Source organism: Blastocatellia bacterium (assembly GCA_016713405.1).
Lineage (GTDB): Bacteria > Acidobacteriota > Blastocatellia > Chloracidobacteriales > JADJPF01 > JADJPF01.
This window is the reverse complement of record JADJPF010000003.1, coordinates 424,575-449,685: the sequence shown is the minus strand read 5'-3', so window position 1 is coordinate 449,685 and position 25,111 is coordinate 424,575. Positions and strand designations below refer to the sequence as shown.

The window sequence follows — 25,111 nt, the reverse complement described above, 5'->3', positions numbered from 1 at the left end:
ACCTCAAGTATTAACAAAGTTAAAGAAACCTCATGACAAAAAAATCTATTGCTAAATCCGGCGTTTTAATGGCAATTGGTGGAGCCGAAGATAAATTTGAAGAAAAATTTATCTTAAATCGCTTTTTTGAGTTTAGTGGTAGCAAAAAAGCCCGTATTGCTATTTTGCCCACAGCATCACAAGATGAGCGCACTGGCCCAGCTTACCATAAAATTTTTACTGATTTTGGTGCGCAAAGTGTTGAAGCCCTTTCACTTTTTCATCATGAAGACGCTTATGAAAAAGAAGCTATTGAAATTCTCGACCATTCAACAGCAATTTTTCTAACTGGCGGGGATCAAAATAAAATCCTTTCTGTACTCTCAGAAACTCCAGCACTTGAAGCTATTGAAAGAGCGCATTTGCGCGGGGCTGTTATTGGTGGAACTTCTGCTGGTGCTGCTGCTTTATCCGACCCAATGATTGCTGGTGGAAGCCGTGGCAGTTTAGCACGTTCAGGAATGGCTAAAGTAGCACCTGGGCTAGGGTTAGCCAAATCAATAATTGTTGATCAACACTTTCATCAACGTGAGAGACTAGGAAGACTACTTTATGCAGTAATGCTAAACCCCCATTTGGTAGGAGTAGGAGTAGATGAAGACACAGCAGCAATTATTTATCCTGATGACAAAATAGATGTAATTGGACGTGGGACAGTAACAGTTGTTGACGCAAGAAAAGTTAATATGTTTAACCCTGCTAGTGTGCCAGATAAAAGCCCACTAGTTTTTTCCAATATTGCATTACACACTCTAACACATGGCTGTAAATTGTCTATCAAAACAGCTTCCCTTATTTTAGAAAGACGTAAAAAGAGGAGTTCAAACTAATGAAAGTTATCAGCACTCAAGTTTTTCGTGGGCCAAATATTTATAGCCTAAAACCTGTAATTAAACTACTTATAGACATTGAAGAACTAGAAGAACGCCCTTCTAGCAAAATTGATAAATTTACAGATCGTCTAATAGAATGGATTCCATCCCTTTATGACCATCGCTGCTCAGAAGGTGTTCCTGGTGGCTTTATTCTTAGACTTCGTGAAGGTACATGGATGGGTCATATTATTGAGCATATTTCCTTAGAGCTTCAATGTCTAGTAGGAACTCCTGTAGGCTATGGAAAATGTCGTTCCGCTGGTCAACCTGGCCTTTACAATGTGATTTATTCTTATGTAGAAGAAAAAGTTGGGCTTCGTGCTGGTAAAATGGCAATCCGACTAGTTGAACACCTAGTTTATGGCAATGAATTTGATTTTAAGGAAGAAATGTCTTCCCTTATACGAACGCTTGAGAAAACTGCTTATGGGCCATCTACCCAAGCAATGATTGACAAAGCAAAAGAACGTAATATTCCTGTCTTAAGACTTAATGATAGAAATTTAGTCCAACTAGGTCATGGTGTTTATCAAAAGCGTATCGAGGCTACTGTTACATCAATGACTAATTTAATTTCTGTAGACATTGCAAGTGACAAAGAGTTAACTAAAAAACTTTTAGATGATGTTGGAATACCTGTTCCAAAAGGTGAAGTTGTTGATAACATTGCAGACGCTTTAGAAGCAGCAAAAGACATTGGTTATCCTGTTGTAGTTAAGCCCTTGGACGGTAATCATGGAAAAGGTGTAGCTATTGGCATAAAAACTGACGAAGATTTAACTAAGGCTATTGAAATGGCTCAAACTTATTCTGAAGATGTAATAATTGAGCGATATGTTAAGGGACGTGACCATAGAATTTTAGTTGTCAATAATGAGCTAATTGCTGTTGCTGAACGTGTTCCAGCACATGTTGTTGGAGATGGACAACATACAATTAAAGAGCTAGTAGATATAACTAATCAAGATCCTAGACGCGGTGAAGGACATGAAAAACCTTTAACCAAAATTTTTATTAACGCTGAATCCGAACGTTTAATTACTGAACAAGGATTTACTTTAGAATCTGTTCCAGAAAAAGGAAAAGTTGTTTACCTAAAATATACAGCCAACATTAGCACAGGCGGCACGGCTATTGACCGAACGGACGATATACATTTTTCTAATATAGAAATGGCTAAACGCGCCGCTAGGGTTATTGGGCTAGATGTTGCAGGTATTGACTTTATTACTGATGATATTACTAAACCTGTAGAAGAAACTAAAGGAGCAATTTGCGAGGTAAATGCAGGGCCTGGTTTTCGTATGCACGTACACCCAACCGAAGGCCGACCCCGTGATGTTGCAACTCCTGTCTTAAATATGCTTTTTCCTCCTAATACTCCTAGTCGTATTCCTATAGTTTCTGTTACAGGAACTAATGGGAAAACTACTACAGTTAGAATGATAGCTCATATATTAAAAATGGCTGGAAAAAAAGTAGGTCTAACCACTACTGATGGGCTTTATATTGATGGGAAAAAGATTTTAACAGGCGATTTGACTGGGCCTTGGTCGGCTCAAATGGTGCTACGTGATCCAACTGTAGATTTTGCAGTGTTAGAAACGGCTCGCGGTGGAATCCTTCGTTCAGGACTAGGTTTTGACCAATGCCAAATTGGTATTATCACTAATATTGCTGAAGATCATTTAGGGCTTCGAGGAATTGAAACTGTTGAAGAACTAGCATTTGTTAAAGCTTTAGTTATAGAAGTGGTTGAGCGTGATGGCTATTCAATTCTAAATGCTGAAAATGAACATTGCATAAAACTAGCGGAAAGAGCCGGAGGTAAATTAGCTTATTTTTCTCTCAACCCTGATAATGAAGTGCTGCAACAACATCGAAATGCAGGCGGCACAGTAATTACATTAATTGATAATGTAATTAAGATCTTCCAAGGCTCTTATGAAATACCTGTCATCAATATCCATTCAATTCCTGCTACATTTAATGGTCGGGCAATGATGAATGTAGCTAATTCAATGACTGCAATTTTAGCAGCGTATCTTTCCGGTGTAAAAATAGATGATATTAGAGCAGGGTTAAAAACTTTTAATACTAATTTCTATCTTGCACCGGGCCGCTTGAACCTTGAACAAGTTGGGGATTTCCATGTTTTATTAGACTATGCTCATAACACTGCTGCTTATGAAGCATTGGCTAATTTTGTAAGTCAGCTTAATACTAGCTGTAAAATTGGCGTGGTTGCTGCACCTGGGGATCGCCGCGAAATAGACTTACAAAATATGGGAAGTCAGGCAGGAAAAATCTTTTCCCGTCTAATTATTAAAGAGGATGATGATAGTCGTGGACGTGAGGCAGGAAAAACGGCTGAGGTACTCCGCCAAGCTGCAATTGATAGTGGAATGCCACCAGAAAATATTCAAATAATCCTAAAAGAAACTGAAGCGGTTGACCAAGCTCTTAAAAATGCAGTTCGAGATGATTTGATAGTCATAACTTGTGACAATATTAAACGCTGTTTTGAACAAGTAGTCAATTTCCGTGATAATCTGCGTAAGGGAATATAATAGTGTAATAGCTATAGTAGTTATAACAAGTATAAACTTTTACATATGCAAGAACCAAATAGTTATCACAACTTTGGTTAAAAGAAGTGATAACTATTGAATTCTTTTTGAATCTCAAAATCTGTATTTTCTTATACACCAACAATTTAATCTATTAAGTCAAGCAAAAATCCTAAGAATCTTTTAAGCTATATACCATCAACATCTATACCCATAGCTTTTAACTTTTCCAACTTCTCAGCCAATATTTTTATTTGATCTTCTGCTTTCTCAGCACGTCGGCGTTCTTCTTCTGCTCGTTGGCGTTCTTCTTCTGCTCGTTGGCGTTCTCCTAAAGCTAGCTCATCACCTGTAGGAAGTAAATTGCCTTGTAAATCCCAAACTCTAAGCCAGTCTAAATGGTAGGTACGATAAACACCTGACCAAATTCCAAATTCTATGCCCAAAGCTTCTATAGGAAAATGTCCTCGCTCATTAGCTTGGACTAATTGATAACGACCATCCACTAAGTGATAAAGCTCAAAATTAGTAGGGTTAATTTCAGCAATACCATAAAATACAGCTTTAACAGCTTGCTCATAGATCCAGAATTTACCTTTGTAAGTGGTATAATCTCGTTCTTCACTTCCATTTCCGCTAACAAATTCTAAAACAATAAGAGGAGAAATAAGTTCATACCACATAACATAGCTACGCTTCATCCTCCTTTCACCTTCAACCATTTGAGAAACACCTGGAACATAAAACCAATCTGGGCAAACTGCTCCTCTTTGTGGAGATTCTCCTTCTTTAGGCAATCTCCAATATATCCCAACATCATGTCCTACAGAAAAATCTCCATTAGGATGACGCTTTTGTAATAATGGGCTTAAACAATCTGTTATTAAAGAACTTTGCGGGCTTTCATGGTAATTTCTCACAAAATTATCCTCATTACATGGTAGTTCTGCTTCTGTTGGCAAGTGCATTGTTAAAAGTTCTTCTTCTGTTAGGTTTTCTTTTTCATATATTGTTTTACTCATATGATTATTCCAAAATCTTACTTTCTTTAAATTTCCTATATTTTACTTGTGTAATCTTAAAAACAAAAGCTATTGTTTTAAGCCTATTAAAATAAAATTTTTGTTTGTTAAAGCTAAAAAATAAGCGTTCCAGCCTTTGTTGGAACGCTTATCGAATTTTTATCAAAATTTTGGGACTTGTAAAAAAGAGGAGGATTAGAACTCTAATAATTCGTCTGTTTCTATTTCTTGAGGCTCGTTGCGTTTGTTTAAGAGAGAACGTAGTCTCATACGGGCCTTGTGTAGTTGTGATTTAGAAGTACCCGCACTAATACCTAATAATTTAGCAATTTCTTCATGCTCGTAACCATCAACATCATGAAGTAAAAATATTTTGCGATACCCTGGAGGAAGTTTTTCAATCGCTGCGGCTAAGGCTAAATGGTCTATCATTGGAGTAGTTTGGGTTTTTATTGTAAGTGGTTCGACTTGTTCGGGCATTTCACCATCTTCAGTAGTTAGTTCAGATCTAACAGATTTTTTGCGAAAGTGCATAAGCACTTGGTTAACGGTAATGCGATGTAGCCAAGTTGTAAAAGCTGAATCTCCACGAAAGCTAGCTAATTTTCTTTGTACTTGTAAAAAAACATCGTGGGCTAAATCTTCAGCATCTGCAACATTTGAAGTCATTCTTAAGCAGAGGCTATAAACACGTCGGTAATGGTTGGTATATAAATCTTCAAACGATTCTGTTACAGCTTCCTTGGCTGCGGGTAAAAAACTATCTAAAGAACCTAAGTTAACAGTTTGTGTAGTCATATCTTTTCCCTCCAAATTTTTCCCTACAAGTCCCGGCGTTACATATAGTTGCAGGGGATTGATTATCAATGATTGTTTTAGCTGCTCTTTGTATTAGCAAATACCGTGCAACAAAAATCCAAAAAATTGGATTTTCTGCAAAAAGATCCTAAATTTCCTATTTCTATATTTTTATCAATAGTTTACCGATGGCTATGGTGAGAAAAAATTTTAGTCAATAGGTTTTGCAGACTAATGGAAAGATGCTTTGTCCACCTTTTCGCAACTTTTGTAAATTTTATTGCACTATATCGTGTAATTAATTCACAACGTGAACTGATGGTCAGACATCAAATGAAAAATGTTTGCGCGTTTTTTCTACTTAAAAAGTTCATGTTAAACTACATCAATCAAAGCGTGTGTGATGGCCCCAGCTAAAATAGACCTAGTTGCTAAATAAACACGACCATAAAATATCCCTGCTATAGTTGCTAACAAACAATACTTAATATTTTGTGGATAAGAAGCATTATTAAGATGGGCCAAACCAAAAACAACAGAAGCAATAACTAAAGCATAATTATCATTACTTAGCCATTTACCTAATATATTTTGCATAAGTCCACGAAATAATAATTCTTCTGGTAGCGCAGTAAAAAGAAAAATCCCTAGTGCAGTTAAAAATACTGGAATAAATCCTTGGTTACGTGGAGCAAATTCAAGAAACTTAATGCCTAAACCTAGAGGGATAGCAATTATGGCAAAAATAGCAAAATTTACTAAAGCATGGTAAATAATAGATTTATTAATTATTAAATCATAACCAACATCTTTAATTTGAGAGTAAATAGCAAATAAAATTATCGCTAAATTAAAAGCAACTAGCACATTAAAAGCATAGACAACTTTTCCAGTCCAAATTCCACTAAGTAGGCGAAAATCAAAAGGAAGCCAAATTAATAAAATAGCAACTAAGTAATATAGGAAAACCCATTTATTATTTCTTTTTCCATTAGCTAAAAAAATAACTACTGTTGGAAAACTTAAAAATAAAACTAGTTTACCAGTAGCTTTTAAGCTAAATGCTTGATTACCTAAAGCATAAATAAAATACACTAAGCAAAATAAAATTATTACTAACCATAAAGTATAGGTATTATTAACAAAGAATTTTCCTATTCTCTGCCTAACTATTTCAACAGAAAGCAGAGTATAACCAGTGATTAAGGTTGTAAAAGTAATAACAGTTGTTATTAAAGCTAAATCTCTTAGACCATTATAATAAGCTAAGACACTGCCTATAATAACAAAGATAAAAGCTAAAGAAATGGCTATAAAAATCTGGTATTTTTCTATAAGTATTTTTTTTAGTTGCATAAAGAAAGCTCCTTTGTCAGAAATAAACTTTTGCTACAATAACCACTAATTAGACAATTCTATATTGATCAGAAAGTCAGAACCTTCTATAGTAAGTGGTAATTTGTACATTTTAAGATTCTAAAATTCAAAAAATATAAACATTCTAGTTGCATCAACACAATATTATCTAAAACTGCTATCTCTAATGCAGAGAATTAAGTCAACTAGTCTTATAGATTTATAAAACAAAAGTAAGACAAAAAGGTTTTAGTATTTCTTTTTTAGAAAAGGAAATTCTTAAGGTTTAATACTAAACTTACTATAAATTGAAGGGGATACTTGCAAAAATTTTTGTAAGTAAGTACAGTTCTGATTAATGGCTAAAAAACAACTTGATGAAATATCTGTTTTGCTAGTTCAACCTCGTTCAGATTTGCCAATGGTTGAACATGAAATAAAATGTATTACCCAATATAGCGGTTTATCAAGAGAACAAATACATTCAGTTAGCCCTTTTTATACAACAATAACCAACTCTTTATTAAAAAATGTTGACGCAGTAATTATTGGAGGGTCTGATACATCTGTACTTGATAATTTTCCCTGGTCTAACTCCATTATTGAGTTGATTCAACAGATTGCAGCGGTTAAAATGCCCCTGTTTGGATCTTGTTGGGGACATCAGATGGTAGCTAAAGTATTTGGGGGAGAGGTAATTTCTGATGTTTCACGCAAAGAGATGGGATCAATAGAAGTCCATTTAACCCCTCAAGGAAAAGAAGATCTACTTTTTAGTAAGCTACCAACAAAATTTACGGCTCAATCCGGTCATAAAGATCATGTAGTTAAGTTACCAAATAATATTGAGCCATTAGCTTATTCTGTGCTATCGCCTTACCAAGCAATAAAAGTGATAGATTGTCCTATTTATGGTGTACAGTTTCATGCTGATATGGACAAACTAGAACTAAAAGAACGCCTAGAATTTTATCAATATGATTATGTTGATAATAAAGAATTTGAAAACATTTGTAATAGTCTTCAAGAAAGCCCTGAAGCAGTAACTGTAATAAGCGGTTTTCTTGAAAAAGTGGTTTTAGCAAAATAAAACCCAAAATTATTAGTTTTAAGTTCTTTCTATCTTAAATAAAGTTCTTAACTGTTGTTCATGTTATAATTGGCAGCAGTTAGTTTTTACTAAAATTTGTGACCCATATAATTAAGATTTAGTAAAGTTTAATATCTTTATAAAATCCTTAAAAATATGAAATCATAAGTTATGTTGTAGTTCAAAAAGCACTTTTTAGATTAAGTTAGATTAAATTTAAGAGTGACCCAACCCACAGGAGATGGTATGGGAATTTTAAAGAATATTTTTAAGTCACTCTGGGGGCAAAGTGACGAAGAAACCAAACAACCAGAACCCGTAAAACAAGTCGAAGTGCCAAAGCCTCCAGAACCTGTAAAACCTATTAACACACCTAAGCCTGTAGTAGAACCGCAGGCTTATAATAAGTATTCGCCAGAACCCTACCAACCTAAACCTGTTACTGTGGTGGAGCCGCCAAAAGCGGAAGTGCGTCCTACTCCCTCTTATCAAGCACCCCAAGTGCCACCTGTTGTAGCACCAACACCTGTTGAACCGCCTCGTATTCCAGAAAGTCGGCCTGTTTCTTCAGGATTTTCTAATAGTGGGTTTGAACCAGCAGCAGACCCGTTTTCAAACAAAGACACTTACAAACCTGGCGTAGGTCTTAATTATACCCCAGCACAAGAATTTGCTAGCAGTCCTGCGGCAGATGTTGCTGTTAAACAAGAAGTTCGTGTTGTTGAACATTCACAAACATCTAACCCTTTATCAGAAATGAGTTTTCTTGATGAAGTTGTAGATGATTTTGATGAAGCTTTTGATGCGGCTTTTAGTGCTACTTCTTTCTCTCCTGATCAAAGCATAGAAGTAGGGGAAGTCAAACATGATGAAGCAGCTATACAAGATTTGTTTGCTAAAATTGCTGCCAATTATGCCCGACCAGTTAAAAACTTTGTCTTTGAGCTTAAACGCGGTACAGCTACAAAAGAGTGGATAGAAATTTGTCGACCTGCAATGCGTAGCATTGGCCGTGCAGCAGAAAATATGGAGTTAGCTACAGCAGCAAAAAGAATGTTAGATTTTGATGAAGCATTATCTTTAGCTCAAGCTAGCGAAGAACGCACATTAACAGGTGAAATTAGAGAGCTAATTTTAGCTAGCTATGAAGAATTAATTGAAATAATGCCTCAAACCTTTGTTATAGGTGAAGAAGAACAACAAAGAGAAGGTATTATTATTAATTCATTGCTTAAACAAGTACCAGATTTAGGGCGTGTTACTTTTGAAAAACTATATGGTGCAGGTTTAACATCTTTAGATACATTATTTTTAGCAAAGAAAGAAGATTTAGCTGCTGCTACAGGTATTCCCATTTGGTTATGTGAACGTATTTGCAATAAATTCCAAGAATATCGTGAAGAACTAGAAGGTACACCTAGAGATGTAGCCCAATCTGGATACCGTTCTAAACTAGCAGAATTAGTAACAGAGCTAAAACGTCAACATGAAGGCTTTGAGCGTGCATCTGCTCAGGAATGGTCTAACCCAGCACTAGCAGCAGATAAGCGTAAGTTTAGACAAAACCGACAAGCCTGCGTTTTACAAATTAATGTAGTGTTGGCAGAAATGGGAGAATTAGATCTAGTCAATGAAGTTCAAAAGCTTTCCTTTGAACGCCGTATACAAAGATTAGAAGAATATCTTGAAAGCTCGGCGGGTATGGGCATGTAAGAAAATCAACAACCGTAACTAACCTAAAGCACAAGAGCAGAAAGGCAAAGACATTTTATGGCTGATTATTCGAGAGAGGAAGTTTTAGAAAAAATTAAAAAAGGTGAGAGTCTTGAAAGAGCAGATTTACGTGATATTGCACTTAATCAAGCTAATTTAGAAGGGGCTAATTTACGGCGTGCAGATTTAGAAGGGGTTAATTTAGAAGAAAGTAACCTTAAACGCTGTAATCTTTCTAGTGCTAATCTACGAGACGCATACTTAGTGCGTACTGATTTAGAAGGGGCTAACCTACAAAAAGCTGATTTAGAAGGAGCTAACCTAGAAGGAGCAATACTTCAATCTGCTGATTTAAGTAGAGCTAACCTAGAGGGAGCGACTTTTGAAGGGGCAAAATTAAAAGGAGCGCGTCTTAATTATGCTCAACTAGAACTAGCTAATCTAGGAGGAGCAATTTTAGAATCTGCTCAGTTAACTAACGCAGATTTACGCGAGACTTATTTAGGTGGAGCCAAATTAATTAAAGCCGATCTGCAATATGCAAAAATGGAAAAGGTTAACTTAGAAGAATCTGATTTAACAGAAGCTAACCTAAAAGAAGCTAATTTGCGAGGTGCTTATAGTGAAGGGGTAAATTTAGCTAGAGCAATTTTAGAAGGAGCTAATTTAGAAAACGCTTCTTTAGCTAGAGCTAATTTTGTAGATGCAGACCTACGCCATTCTAACTTGAAAAATGCTAAACTTACTGGTGCTAAATTAACAGGTGCCAAACTTGCTGGAATAGATATAAACCCTGAACAATTAGCAGAAGTTGTAGCAGATTGGGTTGATTTCTCTGCTGAAGCTAATGGTCAAACCAAAGTAAAAGGCCCTGAAATAGTTCAATATTATAAACGTCTTAAGAGTGGAGAACCTGCCATTGCTGCTGTCGCGGCACCTGTTGCGGCACCTGTCGCCACTACTTCTCAAGACCAAGCAAAACGCTTTTTTGGTAGAGGTGATGTCCTTCGTAATGCAACATTAGAGTTCGGTGAAAAATCTTTAGTAGAAATTGAAAGTAGATTTGAAAAATGCTCAATTACATTAGGCAATGATGCTCAGTTGACTATCGGGCCCAATGGAGTATTAAACGGTTGTAACATTACTGGTTCTGGAGAAATAATCATTCATGGTTGCTTTTCTGAAAGTGGTTCTTCTCCTAGTATTGTTGGTACTAAACGACTAATTGTTGGTAAGAATGGTTCAGTGTTTGGGACATTACAACAGCCTCCTGAACTAACTGAATTTGGTTTTGAACGTGGTTGTACTTTGAGATTAAAGATTATTAAATCAAAATAGTGTGAAAGGAAAAGGGTCTTATGTCAGATAGTCCTAAACAAACCATTTTAGAAGATGGAACAGAATTTGATGGCTCTGTTAAATCAAAATGCCCAATTACAGTTAGTGGTAAACTAAAGGGTGAGGTAATAGCACCCTCTCTAACAATTACTCCCTCTGGATCAGTACATGGTCAAGTAAAAGTTTCCCATCTTAAATCACAAGGTGAATTAGCTGGAGATATCGAAGCAGAAAATGTTGAATTAGCTGGAAAAGTAAATGATCAAACTACTATTCGTGCTTCATCTTTAGAAGTAATGCTTAATCAACCAGGAAGCAAATTACAAGTAACTTTTGGTAATTGTGAACTTCAAGTTGGAAATAAAGCTGCAAATAATGATGCAGCTAAAAATCCACCTGCTGCAACACCTGCTGCACCTGCTCCACCTACCCCACCTGCGCACTAAAGCACCAACACGCTAATTAAGTTTCTTTCTAATTTATAAAGTAAAAAGGGAGATATAAAATCTCCCTTTTTCTTTTTCTAATATTTAACTTTTAGTGCTGATAGTTTGGCCCTAATTTAGAAGCATCCCCTTCACACAATGTTCTTACTATTTCTTCATGAAAATAATCTGGCATTGCTTCTAACGATGTACCCATGCGTTCCTTATAATGTTTACGTGATTGCTCTATGGTATCTTTAAGCACATCATAAATATTACTATTTTTACGTCCTTCGGCTATTTTCTTTTCATTATAGAGTTTAATTTCAGAAACTAGTAAACGAGCTAATCGCTGTGCTGCTTGGTCGTTGGTAGCACCAGGGTTATATTTTGCAGGTTGAGTTCCGCTAACAGGTGCATTTGGTACTGGAGCAACAGGTTTTGGTGCTGTTGTAGCAGCAACAGGAGGTGTAGCAGCTTTTGGCATACTTGGCATAGCTGGTTTAGGCGGTTGTATTGGTGGCGGTGCTGGTGCCTTTTGTTGTGGCATTGGTGGCATTGGTGCAGTTTGTGGTGGTGCTGGAACTTGTGGTATTGGTGGTGTTGGTATTCTTGGGCTATCCATTGGCACAGGTGGAGCCATTGGTTTTGGTGCTGTAGGTGGTTGCACGGCTTGTGGTGGTGGTGGCGGGGCCGCTGGCCTTGGTGGGGCCATTGGAGGCATATTTTGCATTCCTTGCGATGATGATGGCATAGGTGGCATAGGTGGTGGTGGTTTTGGCGGTGCTATTGGTGTAATAGGTTGCACTGCTTGGGGTGGTGGTGCCATTGGTGTAATGGGTTGTACTGCTTGGGGTGGCGGTGCCATTGGTTTTGGTGGAGCTACTGGAGCTTGAGTTTCTGGAAACGCACCCATATTAGGATTTGCTGAAAGTGGGCTAGACATAGGTTGAACAGTAGCAAATCTACTAGCTGTCCCTGATTTAGAAGCAGGTATAGGAGGAAGATCCCCTGCTGTAAGAGGGTTAGTAGCACCTAAACCTTCTTCCATCATACTAGTTGCTCTTACTTCAGGGCGGCTAACAGGAGCAGGTGGAGGTGGAGGTGGAGTCATTTTTGCTGGCTCGTTATAAGTAGGGCTTAACGGTTTTGTATCCATCACAGGTGGATGAATTGGAGCAGGTATAGGAGGAGGTGCCACTGGACTTTCAATCCTTGGCGGTGGTGGTGCCATTTTAGGCGGTGGTGGCTGCATTGGTGGTGGCATTGGTGGTGGTGCAATTGGTTTTGGAACAGATGGTAGAGACGCTTTCACTGGTTCAGGAGCAGGTGGTGTTAATGGTTTTGGTGGCTCAATTTTAGGAGCAGGGGGCATTATTGGCTTTGGTGGCTCAGGGGGTGGGGTAAATTGATTTTCTTGTCTTTGTTCTAAAGCAGGTGTTCCTAAATCTAATTTAGTAGGAGTCTCACGACGAAATAACTTTTTAATAGCTTCCCACACCCTTGCAAATAAACTCATAAATCCTCCTAGTTTAAGTCGATACCTTCATATGTTGAGTCAAAGTTTTAGCAATATTAGCATAGTTAAGCAACCATTTTCATTACCCAATCTGGGCTAGATTCAGATTTGTTATTTATCCAAAGCCTAAAATAATGTTTTGCAGTTACATTATTTTATTTATTTTGGTTGCGTAGTTTTTCTGCCAAATTTTGTATTTGTAAAGTTAATATAGATAGAGATTGCCCTATTTCTTCTAATGAATTAATTAAATCTATTTGTTCTTTATTTTCTTGATTAATATGTTCATTAATAATAGTTTGTTTTTTGTTTCATTTAGCTTTAATTCATTCTTTAGTTAAAAGACCTATTACCATTTGTCTAGTTAAATTAATTCTTATTTAGCTAAAAACGCTTTTTCTAGTTTGAAAAATCACTAACCAACTTTGCCATTACAGGGCTTTCACCAACACTTAATAAGAAAAAATCCTTGGGTGGTTAATAACATCTTAAATTCAGCTTACAAATTTATACTAATAAAAATACATATGATAATTTATTAGTTAACTGTTGTTAATTAATATAGAAGCAAGCTTATTATTTTTGATTTTAGCTAAATTTTGATAGACCCTTATAATGTGCGAGCATTTTATCAAATTATCAAATGGTTGTCTTTATTTGTACGCCTACGAACTAATTTTTACAAAAAAAATTTTTATCCAGATTTCAACCACCTATTTTAATCAAAAAGCAGAAAATTTTAGAATAAACCAAAAATCTACTACTAGAAATAGTCCTTAGTGTAAAGTTATTTTACAACTGTAAAGAAATATTAACAGTTATTAAACTCTTATTTCTCAATTAATTACAGTTTATTCTAATTTTATTGGATACTAGGTATACATTTATAAAAATTATTTTAAATATCTCTACCAGTAGGTAAAGCCTTATTATTACAATAAATAGCTGACTGATTAGTCAGATTATTATTGGTTTTATCCTTTTGGCACAGTAGTTGCTATTAATGTTAACAATCAAACATCAATCAAATCTATAATAAATCAAAATAAATGCTTAAGGAGAAAGTCATGCTTTTAGGAAAGGCACTTGGGAAATATCTACTTAGTTTCCTTATGTTTGCGATATTTTTTGCTTACGGTGTTCAAACGGCTGAAGCTGTAACATTAGTATTTGTTCATGGTAAAGGTGATAAGAAAGACACTGTTGCTAATGTTACAAATAATTATTGGACAACTGATATGATTCGCGCTTCAACAAGAAACTATGCAGCAAGATCTTTAGTAGTTTCTTATGATGGTACTCAATATTATTGGGATACAGTTGGCGATATAGCAACACAAGTAAATAATTACCTTAATTCATATCCAAATGAAAGATTAGTTTTTGTCACCCACTCTTATGGTGGAATCCAAATGCGCTTTATCCTTTGCAATAGCAGCACTTCTTCCCCTTATTATAATTATCGTGGTTCAAATTTTGCTCGCATCAATGCTGCAACAAGTCATGTAATTACTTTAGCAACTCCTCATGGCGGTAGCGCAGTAGCTGACCTAGGGTCAACTCTTTCTAATAGTGCTTTTACTTCTTGGATTGTTAGCTTGGTAGATAACAATTCCAATTCCTCAAAAGTTTTAACTACATCTCACCTTCAATATGCAGGTCAAAACTGGTTACGTGATAATCAAAGAACAAAATCATTCTACACTGTAGCTGGAACCAACACACTTAATCATATTTACCACCTTACTGATGTAGGTTTAGGCACTTTATCATTACTAGCACCTTTTAATGGTTCAAATGATGGTTTAGTAGATGTTTCAAGTGCGCATTATATAGGTGCGCCTGGTGGCGACTGGTTTAACACCACTGCTAATCACGACCATAACCGTCATAATGATGACCCTGGTTACATTGGGGACACTATCGGCCAATATGGTTGGTAGGCTAATAAATATTAGGAGGATGAAATGAGAAAATTTGGATTATTACTTACAACAGTTATTTTATTAGTCACCGCCGTAGCACTAACACAGCGTGTAGAAAATAGCACACCAGAAAAAGCTAAAATTAAGTCTATAGTTCAATTAGAACAAGAACGTTTAGCTAAAGAACCTGTTTCTAGCCGCGGTGATACAGGCCGTTTAACTCAAGAAGCTTTACAAATGGAAACAGATATTGTTTCTGTTAGCTCAACATTATTTGTAATGGAAGGTGTTAAGGCTAAAAATATTAAATTACCTATATCTGGTGAACGTGCAAGAATAGGTGTTTTTTCTGCTGAGGATAGCCAGCTAAATGTAGAACTATCTGACCCTCGCGGTAGCAAAATTCCTGTAGAACCACATAGCCGTAATAATGCAATCCCAGCTTATGAAATGAGCCAAGTAGTAATGGGTCGTGGTGGTGAAGGTGTTTTACTAGTAACTGATCGTAAACAAAAAATGACTCCCGGTAACTATACAGTCAATGTAGTTCAAGCCACAACTCCAGTAGATATTATTGTTAATGACGTTGGTGGGCCAGAATTAAAAGTTTGGCTAACTGATAATGGCCGTGACAATAGCAATGGTATTACTTTATTTGCACAATTAAAAGATGGTGAAAAGTCTATTTCTGGCGCACAACTTCAAGCAAAAGCTAAGGGTAGTAAAGCTACTCTAAGTTTAAGCGAAACTAGCGACGGCATTTATACTACAACAATTAATAGCAATGATTTCCAAGGTATTCAAACCTTTGTTGTTGAAGCTAAAGCAACTACAACACAAGGCTTACAGCTATTAAGACATGGAGCTATTGATGTAATTGCTGGTAAAGCTAATGCTAAGTTATTAAGTGTTGGTCAAGAAACTTTAACTGATTCTGATTTAGTAGTAGAAGTAAATGTTAAAGTTAGTCAAGCAGGCCGCTACTATTTACGTGGCAATTTACTTGGAACTAATAATGAGCCTATTGCATGGTCTCAAGATGCTCAAGAATTAACTCCCGGCAACCATACATTAAAGCTACGTTTTGCCAAAGATATTATCAATAATTCAGGTTTTTCTAGTGGCTTTAAGCTTTCTGGTGTAGAGCTAATGAATACTACTAATATGCCAGGAATTAAAGCAGCCGAAAAAATCGACAATTTCTTTCTAAAGAGTTCTCTATAATTTTCTAACTCTCATATTAAATAAAGGTATCCTAAAAATTAGGATACCTTTTTCATTTTGCTAAAAACTCTCGCCATATCAAATCAACGTAGTATAATCAAAGAGCCTTATGTCAACTTATAATCTAATTTAGCCGATAACTTAAATACTTTATCAATCAACTTACAAATTAAGGAAAAAGCTATGGCTTTAAGACAAGTTTCTAGCTCTGTTAATAGTTCCTCTAATACATCTAGCGTCAGTAGAAACTCTAGCACTAGTAGCACTTCCAGTACTTCTAGCAGTTCTAGTTCTGCCTTTGCTGGCTTAGGACGTGTTAATAGTCAACCTAATGCAGCAATTCAACAGCAAAATCAAAATCAACAACAAAGCAGTGGTGGACGTAGCAGCAGTTCACAACAAGATGTTAATTTGTTAAATGGTCTACTTCAAAACTTTGGTGAAATGATTGGGCTACCTGATTTAGAACTAAATGATCAAAATCGCTGTTCTCTACTTCTTGGGGATGGTGATGAATCCGTTCAATTAACTATGGAACTAGCACCAGATGGAACTTTATGTTTTTATACTATTTTAGATAAAAATACTAGTGGGATTCCTAGCCAAGTAAAAGAATATATTGCTAATCAACCTGGCTCTGAAGATGGCACTTATTTATCGCTTAATAGCTCTGGAACAACGGTTTTTTTATGCCTTGGCAGTGAAATGAAAAAGCTTAATGGTCTTGATTTTGAAACTCTTGTAAGAAATTTTTATTCTTCTGCAAATCAATGGCGTTCAAATTATCAAAAGCTCTCCAAGCCTATGACAGCCTCTTCAGCACTGCTTAATAGACCAGCAGCAAAAGATAAAAAAGTCAAAGTAGAACGCTATATTGATAAAGCTACAGGATTTTTAACAATTGCCTATATTATTTATCGTATGGGTGGCATACTTGCTTAAGATAAATTTTTAGCTAAATAAAATCTGGGAGGCCCCCAAAATGTCTGTTAATCGTATCCAAGGCGGTTATTCTCCTATAGAAATAGCACGCGAGCAACAACAACAGCAAAATGTTCAGCAAAATAAAAATGAAAAGCTAAATGATCCAAATATACAAAACCCCGATATGGCGCAACTTGTCCATCAACAAGGTGAAGCCGTCCCAGTCCAACAATCTCAGGAATCCCAAGAAGCTAGATATACTGACCGCGAGTCTGAAGGTGGAAAATCTGACCAGGAAGACCCCGAATCTGTAGAAGAAATGGAGGAAAAAACACAAAAAAGCGTTCAAGACCTCCAGGACGGCCTACAACAAGTGTCTGAAGGAATTGAGCAATTAAAAGAACTTAGCCAAACTAATACAGGTATTCCAAAAGGCTTAGATGAACGTTTACAAAAAATTTCCCATATGGGACAAAAACTTGTTGTAGATATTGAAGAAACTGTAGAAAGAGCAGTTACAGAAATGCTCAATATTGGTGATACTCTCTTTAATTCTACAGTAACAGAACTAGTAGCAATTCGAGGTGCTATTGATGAATTTATGCTGGATATGAATAAACGCCAATCCCGCATCCCTACACCAGATCTAAGAGATAATAGCATGCGAGCTTTAGCCCTACGTAAATCAAAACAAAACTTCTCCCAAAACTTAACTAATATTTCTAATGTAACTAACTTAATGTTAGAAACAGCAGAAGGCTCAATTCATTTATTATTAGGTAGTTTAAGTGATATTCGCGCTGGCTTTGACCAAGTAAATAATGGTGAAGCAGATGGATTTAAGACAGTAGAAAGAGGTTTTCGCGCACTTTTTACAAGCTTAATGAATATAATGGATACTACAAGTCTATTTCGTAATGATTTAGAAGTAGCTCTACAACAACTTGCTTTTGTCCCAGAACAACTAGAAAAAGATTTAGGCAATCGTCAAGCCCTAGGAATACCAGAAAAAATGTCTGCTATTTTGTGGCAAACTCCAGAAAAGATTGATCAATGCTGGCGTTCAATACAAGGCAATCTAGGTTTGCTTGGTGCCACACTGATAAATTGTGGTAAATTAATAGAAGCTAATTTTGAAGAAGCCTCACGTGAAGTTATCGACGAAGGACAATTAGCTGTAAACTCTGTTAATGCTGATCTAGGAGACATTAAAGACGAGGTTAAAGACACCTTTTCACCTTCAGCAGCACAAGCTGTTGAACAAATCCTTGAAGGTGCTGACCAAGTAGAAGAAGCACTTGAAGATTTAGTCATGGTTAGCGAAAGAAAACATAAAAATATTAAGCGCGGCAGTGTAAATAAAAAATTACCAGCACATTTTAATGTAAGACTTTAAAAGCAATAAAGGTTGTTATATCGATAAATTATCTTATTGATATAACAACCTTTAATTTCTTTATACTAAACTAATTAGCGTTCCCGCATAACTGTTAACTCAATATCAATATTTTCTTCCTCACCAATAGATTGCAAATCCATTCTAAGTAAAGGTAAGTTTATCCTACCCGGTACAGAGATAATTGCTTCAAATCGAAACATTGGTGTAGCACTCATTGGAGCAGCATAACTTTTTGTTTCCATAGATTCAATATTGATACCACTTTGAGCTAATTGACTAGTTAGACGATGAACTATTCCAGGATGATCTAAAGATGATGCTGTTAGACGACAAGGAACCATTGGTTCGCTATATTTTTTCTCTGAAGGCCGGCGCATAAAAATATTTAAGCCTGTAAGTTCTCCAAGTTCATTTTGGCTAGCTTCAATACTTTTTAGGCCATCTTCCGAGCCAGTAATCAACATAATTATTGCAAACTCTCCAGAAAAAACAGCCATTCGGCTATCTTCAATATTTGCATCACGTTCTTGGATAAAACGTGAAATTCTTTCCATTAATCCAACTTGATCTGTCCCAACAGCACTTAGAACTAGATGTTGTCTCATAAGGGTTTCTCCTTAAAAACTAGATTCTAGCCACCTGCGGCTTCTTTAATTAATGCGCGGCTAATAACAACACGTTGAACTTGATTTGTACCTTCATAAATTTGAGTAATCTTAGCATCACGCATATATTTTTCTATTGGATAATCTTTGCAATAACCATAACCGCCAAAAAGTTGTACACAATTTGTTGTCACAGCCATTGCCGTATCTGTAGCAAAAACTTTTGCCATAGCAGCAAATTTAGAAACATTTTTTGCTCCCAAATCAGCAGCACGCGCAGATCCATGACCTTCTTTACCACCAAGCAATCTATCAGGTGAAACACGGCAATTTTCAAAATGCAGTTCATGAACAGGTACACAACGAATGCCCATTAAATCTTCTTTTTTGCCTATTCGGAAGCCTTCCATGCCTTTTTCAACAATAAAAGCTGTAATTCCTCGCCCGCCTCTTTCAGGGTTTACCGTAGTAAAAACGCTATAAATATCTGCTGCTCCTCCGTTGGTGTTCCATTTTTTTTCACCATTGATAAGGTAGTCATCTCCACTCTTTGTTGCACGAGTTTGCAAACTACCTGCATCTGAGCCAGATTTCTTTTCCGATAAACCAAAAGCAATTAATTTACGGCCAGAAGCTAAATCAGGTAAGTATTTTTTCTTTTGCTCTTCTGTTCCACCTAAAATTAATGGAAAAGAACCTAAAGCATTAACTGCATAAGTCACCCCTACACCACCACAAGCTTTAGAAAGTTCTTCTACAACTATACATAGATTAAGAACACCTGCACCATGTCCACCATATTCTTTTGGAATCCAAACACCCATCAAACCTGCTTCTTGTAATGCTCTCACCACTGACCAAGGATATTCTGCAATTCTATCTAACTCTGCTGCGACAGGACGCACATAACGCTCTGCTATCTCCCTAGTCTGCTCACGATACTTCAAATTTTCTTTTGATAATAATTCGTCCATTAAATCCTCCAAAAAAACTTAAAAAAACTTATTGTAATATATCGTCATTCCAATCATCTGGAACATCCATCGGCAATGGAGAGGCATGATGATGCACCATTAGCCATTTATCTTTTACTTTTAAGTAAATATTTGTTGTTTGCGCCTGTCCAGAAGTAAAACCTTGTTCAAAAAATGTTGCAATGTTTTCCGTACATTCTACCCAAGCAAAATCACCTATAGTTTTAATAAAAATATTCGTTAATGAAACTTTCATCCCATGAGTATTACCAAATATAGATACCCAACTACGGCGAATTTCCGGCCATCCTACAAGTATTTCTGACCCTGGATGAACGCAACGAACCCAACTTTCATGTAACCAAACTTTTTCCATTGCTGCAAGATTACAGCTTTCCAATGCTTTATAAAACTCTGCATTGACCGCCTCTACTGCGGTTTGTTCTAAAGTCATTAATAGCCCCACATAAATAATTATTTATTGAAAATAGCAAGCCAACAGAATAATTGAAGAAATCCTTAAATGCAAGCAATCAAACACCATATCCCACTATTAAAGCAACGTCTAGGCAATTTTTAGAACAAAAATTTTTGCTTCTTTCTAAACATTAAATATTTATAATTAATATACTAAATAAAGAAAAAGTAGGTTGTTCATAGGTTTTTTGCTGTGTATAATTTAGCCCTAATATCTTTTATAACTAATTGTTTAAATAAATTTATCTGATTAGTTGCCCCCTAAACTAAACTTAGTGACTGCTTGAAAATTTTATATGAGTAATAATAATAAAGTACATATTAATGTAGCCGGAATTACTGACGTTGGAATTTTACGTAAAAACAATGAAGATAGTTTTTTAATGGCAGATTTTCGTAATGGCAAGACTTTTCCTAGTAGCACAGAAGAAGTTTATAACGCTAACGAAAATAGTTTTTTGATGATTGTTTCAGATGGAGTTGGTGGAGCAAATGCGGGAGAAATAGCTAGCCAACTTACTGTACATTCTATTAATGAATCTTTGGGTAGACTTTCTTGGGCAATACCCGCACATGATCGCTTGATTGCTTCTGTAGAACAGGCTAATTATGTTGTTTGGAATTATAGTAAAGAAAGCCCTGCTTATAGAGGAATGTCAGCCACTGTAACAGCAATTTTAATAGAAGAAGATGCAGCTTATATTGCTCAAGTTGGTGACTCAAGAGCCTACCTGATCCGTCAAAATCGAGTTACACAAATTACTACAGATCAATCACTAGTAGAATTAATGATTTCCAGGGGATTACTTACCCCTGAACAAGCAACCGAACATCCACGTAAAAATATTATTTTACAAGCCGTTGGATTAGAAGAATTAATTCAGGTTGATGTACGTAAGCTATGCCTTCAGCAAAAAGACTATCTAGTCCTTTGTAGTGATGGACTCTCAAATAATGTTTTAGAACAAGAAATATTACAGGTTATCAAAAATACTTCTTCTTTATCAGAAGCATGTCAACTCCTTATAACTTTAGCTAATGAGCGAGGAGGTAAAGATAATATTACTGTAGTAATCGCACATTTAACAGGAGAAGGATTACCTGAAACATCTAGCCGTGAATTAACAAGGCCACCAAGTGTTACACCATTGTTTATTTTTGATCCAGATCGAGATCCAGAAAAATCTCACAAGCGAACCCGTTTATTAAGTGATCCTTCGGTTTGTGTGCTTGAAGAAACTGACACAATATTAGAAAATTTATCTTCTTATCCTAATAATCAGGCGATAGAAGAGCAATACCAAAAACTTAGTTTATTACTTAATAATTCGCTTGAAGTATTAGGATTGCAACAAGAAGAAATTATTAAGGTAAATGATTGGTTAAAAAGCCAAGGTTTAACTTATGTACGTTTACCAGATTTAGAAGCTAAAGTAATTTCTGCACGTGAGCGTATCGAACAAGCTTGGCGAACTTTAGAAGAAGTTATAGCAGAATTTCATGAGAAAAAATAAGCTTGAGTTTATTAACTCCTAGGGGGAAAAATGTTAAAGAAGCTTTCTAACAGTTTATTTAGTCGGTTTGCTTTACTAATACTTGCTTTTACGCTGTTTCACCCATCAATTTTAGCACTAACTAATGAAGGTGAAAAAGGCGACAATAAGACCACAGAGACAGCAGAAAAGAAAAACACCAACAACAGCAATAGTAGCGTAGATCTTAGCACCATTATACTTAGACTAGAGCGAGCAGAAGCAGAAGCTAAAGCCGCACGTGAAGCAGCCAATACTGCTACGGCTCGTGCTACAGAATTAGAAAAGCAAGTAGTTGAAACCAACCGGCGTTTACAAGAAACAGAAGCTGAGCTTAACCGAGTCAAAGTAGAAACTAATTCCCTAGTTAGTAGTAATAAACCTAAAGTAACTAAAGCTGTTCTACCTCAAAACGAAAATAATCAAGGTCAACAAGAAGAAGAATTTATCACTTATGAAGATGATGATCAACTAACGCTTAATAGTGTTAATGATCGTGTATCAGAATTAAAAGATCTAATAGATGTGCATGAAAAAAGACTTCAAGATTCTAGCCGTCTGTCTGTAGAAACTGCTGAGCATTTTAATGTAAAGCTCTCTGGCACACTTCTGTTTAATACTTATTACAATACTGCTGGCACAGATGACCCTCCAACAGGGCTTTATTTGTTGGGTGGTAAGAATATTTCTTTAGAAAATGGTGCAAATTTTGGTGCTACTATTAGGCAAACCCAACTAGGTTTTTCCTTTTTTGCTCCTAAAATAGGTGATTGGCGTTTATCTGGCGACTTACAATTAGACTTCTTTGGTGGCAACCCTCCTGTTTATAATGGACGTGCCTTTAGTCCACTGCGCTTAAGGATAGCTAGAGCAAAACTAGAGTCAGGACGTTTTGCTTTTATTGTTGGTCAAGATGACCCAATAGTAACGCCTCTTAACCCAACATCTTTAGCACAAGTAGGGTTTCCAGCTTTAGCCGAGTCAGGCAATCTTTGGTCATGGACTCCTCAAGCTAAGGTTGCTTATAGGCTAGTTGACCGTGAAAACGAGCGTTTTACAATTGAAGGCGGGATACTTGCACCTTATAACGGTCAAACTAATACAGAATTTCAATTTGAAACCCGTCCTGATGCTGGCGAACGCTCAAGAATGCCAGCTTTTGAAACCAGATTTAGCTATCAACGAGGTGATTTAGCTAGCGCACCTACAAACGCTTATTTGGCTTTTGACCCTCAACCATTTCAAGTAGGAATCGGCGTTCATTATGGCCGGCATTTAGCTGTACCTGAAAGAAAAGATATAGGTAGACCTGGTGTAACCATTAATTCTGTTGCTGTTACAGGTGATTATATTATTCCTCTAGGCAATAAAATGACCCTAACAGGTGAGGTTTTCTGGGGACGTTCTCTAGGCGGTCTAGGTGGTGCTATTGTTCAAGGCATTGTATTTCCAATCTATGGTAGCCGTGCTATTGGTGTACGTAGCCGAGGAGGTTGGGCCCAACTTCAAGTTCGTCCTATAAATAATGTTGCCATTCACTTTGCTTATGGGTTGGATGATCCTTATAACGAAGATTTGGCAGGAACACGTTTTGACTTAGCTGCTGGCACATCTCGTGCTAATAACCGAACTTTTTCAGGTAATATCCTTTATCGTTTCCGTTCCAACTTTATTATTTCTACAGAATATCGTTTTATGCAAACTTACTTTACAACTGAACCAAGTAAAGTTAATAACCATATTAATGTTGGCTTTGGATATTCTTTCTAAAGTAATAAGGCTAGCATTTTAAGGGAGCAAGACAAAGATGAGACAAGTTAAAATATTAGTTATACTAATGGCTTTGGTTTTAATGCCAATTTTTTATACAAATATTGAATCTCCATCTAGTATCCCTAAAGCACAAACTAAAGAACCAACAAAACCATCTATATTGATTTCAACTCCTCTAGGAGAGCCTTTTCCTGGATTAGATGGTAAGATGTTTGCCCGGTTCTTAAGTGGTAAATTTGAGTTTGAACGAGAACATTTAGTAGAAGAAGGTCTTGGCCCTGTATTTAACGATAGCACTTGTGTTTCCTGTCATGGAATGCCTGTAACAGGTGGCTCATTAGATAGTTTAGATGATATTACTTTCCGAATAGCTCGCCTAACCAAAAATGGTAGGTATGATGATTTAGAAAGATTTGGTGGTGAGCCATTATCTAACAAAAAATTTGTTCCAGGTTGTGAAGCACAACAAATACCACGTAAAGCGCAATTTGTTTCTCCTCGAGCAGCACAACAACTTTTTGGATTAGGGCTACTAGATTCTCTTACAGATGAAGCTATTTTAGCTAATGCTGACCCAAACGATCGTGATCGTGATGGAATAAGTGGACGGCCCAATATTATCTTTAGCCCACGTTTTCAAGAAGATCGTGTAGGTCGTTTTGGTTGGAAAGCACACTGGCCCACAATGATAGATTTTTGTGGCGATGCTTATTTAGTAGAAATAGGCATATCTAATCCAGATTTCCCTCAAAATCGCCATCCTAATGGTCAAAGATCTGTTTGTGATACAGTTAATAGTGCAGAAGATTTTGATGGGCGTGTTACAGAGTCTTTTGTTGACTTTATTAATTTACTTGCTCCACCACCACAAAAACCATTAGATAGTTCTGCTCAACGTGGTAAAGATATTTTCCAATCTCTAGGCTGTGTTAAATGCCATATTCCTACTTTGGTTACAGCTAATTTATCTGAAAGACCAGACTTAACAAGCCCCATTTTAGCTAATCAAGAAGCTAATCTTTATTCAGATTTACTCTTACATGACATGGGCGAAGAGTTAAGAGACAATATTCAAACAGGTATAGCCTCTCCAACAGAATGGCGTACTCAACCTCTTTGGGGGCTATCTAGCAAAAAGTTCTTTTTACACGATGCTAGAACAACTGATCTTTCTCAAGCAATTACTGCACATGGTGGAGAGGCTGAAAAATCAAAGCAAAATTTCTTAAAATTAAACCGTGCAGCACAACAAGATCTAATAAACTTCTTAAAATCTCTCTAGCTATTTACTTGAAAAACAATGTATTAGAATTATGAAAGAGATTTTAAATTAAAGAACATACAAACAGAGTTGCTCAATATATAGTAGTTCTGATATATTGACTTTAAAGTTTGCTGCTAATTAGCGGAATTTGTTAAGTATTAGGTATAAAAACATCTAATTAGATCTATTTTTAGCAGTTTATTAAATAATAAAATTGACTGTTAGCTTGGAAATTATGATTACCTCAATTGCTAGGTTTTATTGATAAT

At 36.2% G+C, this 25,111-nt stretch carries 20 protein-coding genes; 13 read left to right on the top strand and 7 right to left on the bottom strand.

Annotated elements, in window-relative coordinates:
* Positions 1-32: 32 nt before the first annotated feature.
* Complete coding sequence (locus IPK14_05425; protein ID MBK7992862.1) at positions 33-869, top strand: cyanophycinase; 837 nt, start codon at positions 33-35, stop codon at positions 867-869.
* Complete coding sequence (cphA, locus tag IPK14_05420) at positions 869-3,484, top strand: cyanophycin synthetase (GenBank protein ID MBK7992861.1); 2,616 nt, start codon at positions 869-871, stop codon at positions 3,482-3,484. The genes IPK14_05425 and cphA overlap by 1 nt, the downstream gene beginning before the upstream one ends.
* A 188-nt stretch (positions 3,485-3,672) precedes the next feature.
* On the opposite strand, the gene IPK14_05415 is transcribed toward cphA, so the two are convergent.
* From IPK14_05415 to IPK14_05405, 3 genes are all read right to left on the bottom strand, one after another.
* Positions 3,673-4,452: a Uma2 family endonuclease gene (locus IPK14_05415; GenBank protein MBK7992860.1), complete on the bottom strand. Its 780-nt coding sequence runs from the start codon at positions 4,450-4,452 to the stop codon at positions 3,673-3,675.
* A 249-nt stretch (positions 4,453-4,701) separates the two neighbouring features.
* Positions 4,702-5,304, bottom strand: a complete 603-nt coding sequence (locus IPK14_05410) for an RNA polymerase sigma factor (protein ID MBK7992859.1) — start codon at positions 5,302-5,304, stop codon at positions 4,702-4,704.
* Between the two features lie 375 nt (positions 5,305-5,679).
* Positions 5,680-6,660, bottom strand: coding sequence for a CPBP family intramembrane metalloprotease (locus IPK14_05405; protein MBK7992858.1), 981 nt, complete (start codon positions 6,658-6,660; stop codon positions 5,680-5,682).
* Positions 6,661-7,018: 358 nt separating this feature from the next.
* Between IPK14_05405 and IPK14_05400 the strand changes: the two genes are divergently transcribed.
* The 4 genes from IPK14_05400 (at position 7,019) to IPK14_05385 (ending at position 11,247) form a co-directional block, all read left to right on the top strand.
* A complete protein-coding gene (locus IPK14_05400) occupies positions 7,019-7,750 on the top strand; it encodes a type 1 glutamine amidotransferase (GenBank protein MBK7992857.1) in 732 nt (243 codons plus the stop codon).
* 246 nt (positions 7,751-7,996) lie between these two features.
* Positions 7,997-9,463, top strand: a complete 1,467-nt coding sequence (locus IPK14_05395) for a hypothetical protein (protein MBK7992856.1) — start codon at positions 7,997-7,999, stop codon at positions 9,461-9,463.
* Positions 9,464-9,520: 57 nt separating this feature from the next.
* A complete protein-coding gene (locus IPK14_05390) occupies positions 9,521-10,801 on the top strand; it encodes a pentapeptide repeat-containing protein (protein ID MBK7992855.1) in 1,281 nt (426 codons plus the stop codon).
* Positions 10,802-10,821: 20 nt separating this feature from the next.
* Positions 10,822-11,247: a polymer-forming cytoskeletal protein gene (locus IPK14_05385; GenBank protein ID MBK7992854.1), complete on the top strand. Its 426-nt coding sequence runs from the start codon at positions 10,822-10,824 to the stop codon at positions 11,245-11,247.
* A gap of 91 nt (positions 11,248-11,338) precedes the next feature.
* Here the strand turns inward: IPK14_05385 and IPK14_05380 are convergent, their stop codons facing one another.
* Positions 11,339-12,745: a hypothetical protein gene (locus tag IPK14_05380; protein MBK7992853.1), complete on the bottom strand. Its 1,407-nt coding sequence runs from the start codon at positions 12,743-12,745 to the stop codon at positions 11,339-11,341.
* Positions 12,746-13,812: 1,067 nt separating this feature from the next.
* Here IPK14_05380 and IPK14_05375 point away from each other — a divergent pair.
* From IPK14_05375 to IPK14_05360, 4 genes are all read left to right on the top strand, one after another.
* On the top strand, positions 13,813-14,688 hold the full coding sequence (locus IPK14_05375; GenBank protein ID MBK7992852.1) for a hypothetical protein: 876 nt from the start codon (positions 13,813-13,815) through the stop codon (positions 14,686-14,688).
* Between the two features lie 24 nt (positions 14,689-14,712).
* Positions 14,713-15,894, top strand: coding sequence for a hypothetical protein (locus IPK14_05370; GenBank protein MBK7992851.1), 1,182 nt, complete (start codon positions 14,713-14,715; stop codon positions 15,892-15,894).
* Positions 15,895-16,077: 183 nt separating this feature from the next.
* Positions 16,078-16,836 (top strand): type III secretion system chaperone, encoded by a 759-nt coding sequence (locus IPK14_05365; GenBank protein ID MBK7992850.1) that lies wholly within the window; start codon positions 16,078-16,080, stop codon positions 16,834-16,836.
* Between the two features lie 40 nt (positions 16,837-16,876).
* Positions 16,877-18,214 carry a hypothetical protein gene (locus IPK14_05360; protein ID MBK7992849.1) on the top strand — a complete coding sequence of 446 codons (1,338 nt, stop codon included), beginning with the start codon at positions 16,877-16,879 and terminating at the stop codon, positions 18,212-18,214.
* A gap of 74 nt (positions 18,215-18,288) precedes the next feature.
* On the opposite strand, the gene IPK14_05355 is transcribed toward IPK14_05360, so the two are convergent.
* From IPK14_05355 to IPK14_05345, 3 genes are read right to left on the bottom strand one after another with little or no spacing between them, the layout of a single operon-like run.
* Positions 18,289-18,822 carry a hypothetical protein gene (locus IPK14_05355; GenBank protein MBK7992848.1) on the bottom strand — a complete coding sequence of 178 codons (534 nt, stop codon included), beginning with the start codon at positions 18,820-18,822 and terminating at the stop codon, positions 18,289-18,291.
* A gap of 26 nt (positions 18,823-18,848) precedes the next feature.
* Positions 18,849-19,796 carry an acyl-CoA dehydrogenase family protein gene (locus tag IPK14_05350; GenBank protein ID MBK7992847.1) on the bottom strand — a complete coding sequence of 316 codons (948 nt, stop codon included), beginning with the start codon at positions 19,794-19,796 and terminating at the stop codon, positions 18,849-18,851.
* Between the two features lie 28 nt (positions 19,797-19,824).
* Positions 19,825-20,250: a nuclear transport factor 2 family protein gene (locus IPK14_05345; GenBank protein ID MBK7992846.1), complete on the bottom strand. Its 426-nt coding sequence runs from the start codon at positions 20,248-20,250 to the stop codon at positions 19,825-19,827.
* 319 nt (positions 20,251-20,569) lie between these two features.
* On the opposite strand from IPK14_05345, the gene IPK14_05340 reads away from it, so the two are divergent.
* The 3 genes from IPK14_05340 to IPK14_05330 are packed head-to-tail and all read left to right on the top strand — an operon-like array spanning position 20,570 to position 24,860.
* Positions 20,570-21,787, top strand: a complete 1,218-nt coding sequence (locus IPK14_05340; GenBank protein ID MBK7992845.1) for a Stp1/IreP family PP2C-type Ser/Thr phosphatase — start codon at positions 20,570-20,572, stop codon at positions 21,785-21,787.
* A 30-nt stretch (positions 21,788-21,817) separates the two neighbouring features.
* On the top strand, positions 21,818-23,575 hold the full coding sequence (locus IPK14_05335) for a hypothetical protein (GenBank protein MBK7992844.1): 1,758 nt from the start codon (positions 21,818-21,820) through the stop codon (positions 23,573-23,575).
* 37 nt (positions 23,576-23,612) lie between these two features.
* Positions 23,613-24,860: a hypothetical protein gene (locus IPK14_05330; GenBank protein ID MBK7992843.1), complete on the top strand. Its 1,248-nt coding sequence runs from the start codon at positions 23,613-23,615 to the stop codon at positions 24,858-24,860.
* Positions 24,861-25,111: the final 251 nt, after the last annotated feature.

What these genes read in the sequence shown, in the direction of transcription:
- IPK14_05395 (MBK7992856.1), top strand. Translation starts at nt 7,997, where the DNA reads ATGGGAATTTTAAAGAATATTTTTAAGTCACTCTGGGGGCAAAGTGAC.
- IPK14_05425 (MBK7992862.1), top strand. Translation starts at nt 33, where the DNA reads ATGACAAAAAAATCTATTGCTAAATCCGGCGTTTTAATGGCAATTGGT.
- IPK14_05380 (MBK7992853.1), bottom strand. Translation starts at nt 12,745, where the DNA reads ATGAGTTTATTTGCAAGGGTGTGGGAAGCTATTAAAAAGTTATTTCGT.
- IPK14_05415 (MBK7992860.1), bottom strand. Translation starts at nt 4,452, where the DNA reads ATGCACTTGCCAACAGAAGCAGAACTACCATGTAATGAGGATAATTTT.
- IPK14_05355 (MBK7992848.1), bottom strand. Translation starts at nt 18,822, where the DNA reads ATGAGACAACATCTAGTTCTAAGTGCTGTTGGGACAGATCAAGTTGGA.
- IPK14_05390 (MBK7992855.1), top strand. Translation starts at nt 9,521, where the DNA reads ATGGCTGATTATTCGAGAGAGGAAGTTTTAGAAAAAATTAAAAAAGGT.
- IPK14_05350 (MBK7992847.1), bottom strand. Translation starts at nt 19,796, where the DNA reads ATGGACGAATTATTATCAAAAGAAAATTTGAAGTATCGTGAGCAGACT.
- IPK14_05405 (MBK7992858.1), bottom strand. Translation starts at nt 6,660, where the DNA reads ATGCAACTAAAAAAAATACTTATAGAAAAATACCAGATTTTTATAGCC.
- cphA (MBK7992861.1), top strand. Translation starts at nt 869, where the DNA reads ATGAAAGTTATCAGCACTCAAGTTTTTCGTGGGCCAAATATTTATAGC.
- IPK14_05370 (MBK7992851.1), top strand. Translation starts at nt 14,713, where the DNA reads ATGAGAAAATTTGGATTATTACTTACAACAGTTATTTTATTAGTCACC.
- IPK14_05385 (MBK7992854.1), top strand. Translation starts at nt 10,822, where the DNA reads ATGTCAGATAGTCCTAAACAAACCATTTTAGAAGATGGAACAGAATTT.
- IPK14_05330 (MBK7992843.1), top strand. Translation starts at nt 23,613, where the DNA reads ATGAGACAAGTTAAAATATTAGTTATACTAATGGCTTTGGTTTTAATG.
- IPK14_05360 (MBK7992849.1), top strand. Translation starts at nt 16,877, where the DNA reads ATGTCTGTTAATCGTATCCAAGGCGGTTATTCTCCTATAGAAATAGCA.
- IPK14_05410 (MBK7992859.1), bottom strand. Translation starts at nt 5,304, where the DNA reads ATGACTACACAAACTGTTAACTTAGGTTCTTTAGATAGTTTTTTACCC.
- IPK14_05375 (MBK7992852.1), top strand. Translation starts at nt 13,813, where the DNA reads ATGCTTTTAGGAAAGGCACTTGGGAAATATCTACTTAGTTTCCTTATG.
- IPK14_05345 (MBK7992846.1), bottom strand. Translation starts at nt 20,250, where the DNA reads ATGACTTTAGAACAAACCGCAGTAGAGGCGGTCAATGCAGAGTTTTAT.
- IPK14_05340 (MBK7992845.1), top strand. Translation starts at nt 20,570, where the DNA reads ATGAGTAATAATAATAAAGTACATATTAATGTAGCCGGAATTACTGAC.
- IPK14_05400 (MBK7992857.1), top strand. Translation starts at nt 7,019, where the DNA reads ATGGCTAAAAAACAACTTGATGAAATATCTGTTTTGCTAGTTCAACCT.
- IPK14_05365 (MBK7992850.1), top strand. Translation starts at nt 16,078, where the DNA reads ATGGCTTTAAGACAAGTTTCTAGCTCTGTTAATAGTTCCTCTAATACA.
- IPK14_05335 (MBK7992844.1), top strand. Translation starts at nt 21,818, where the DNA reads ATGTTAAAGAAGCTTTCTAACAGTTTATTTAGTCGGTTTGCTTTACTA.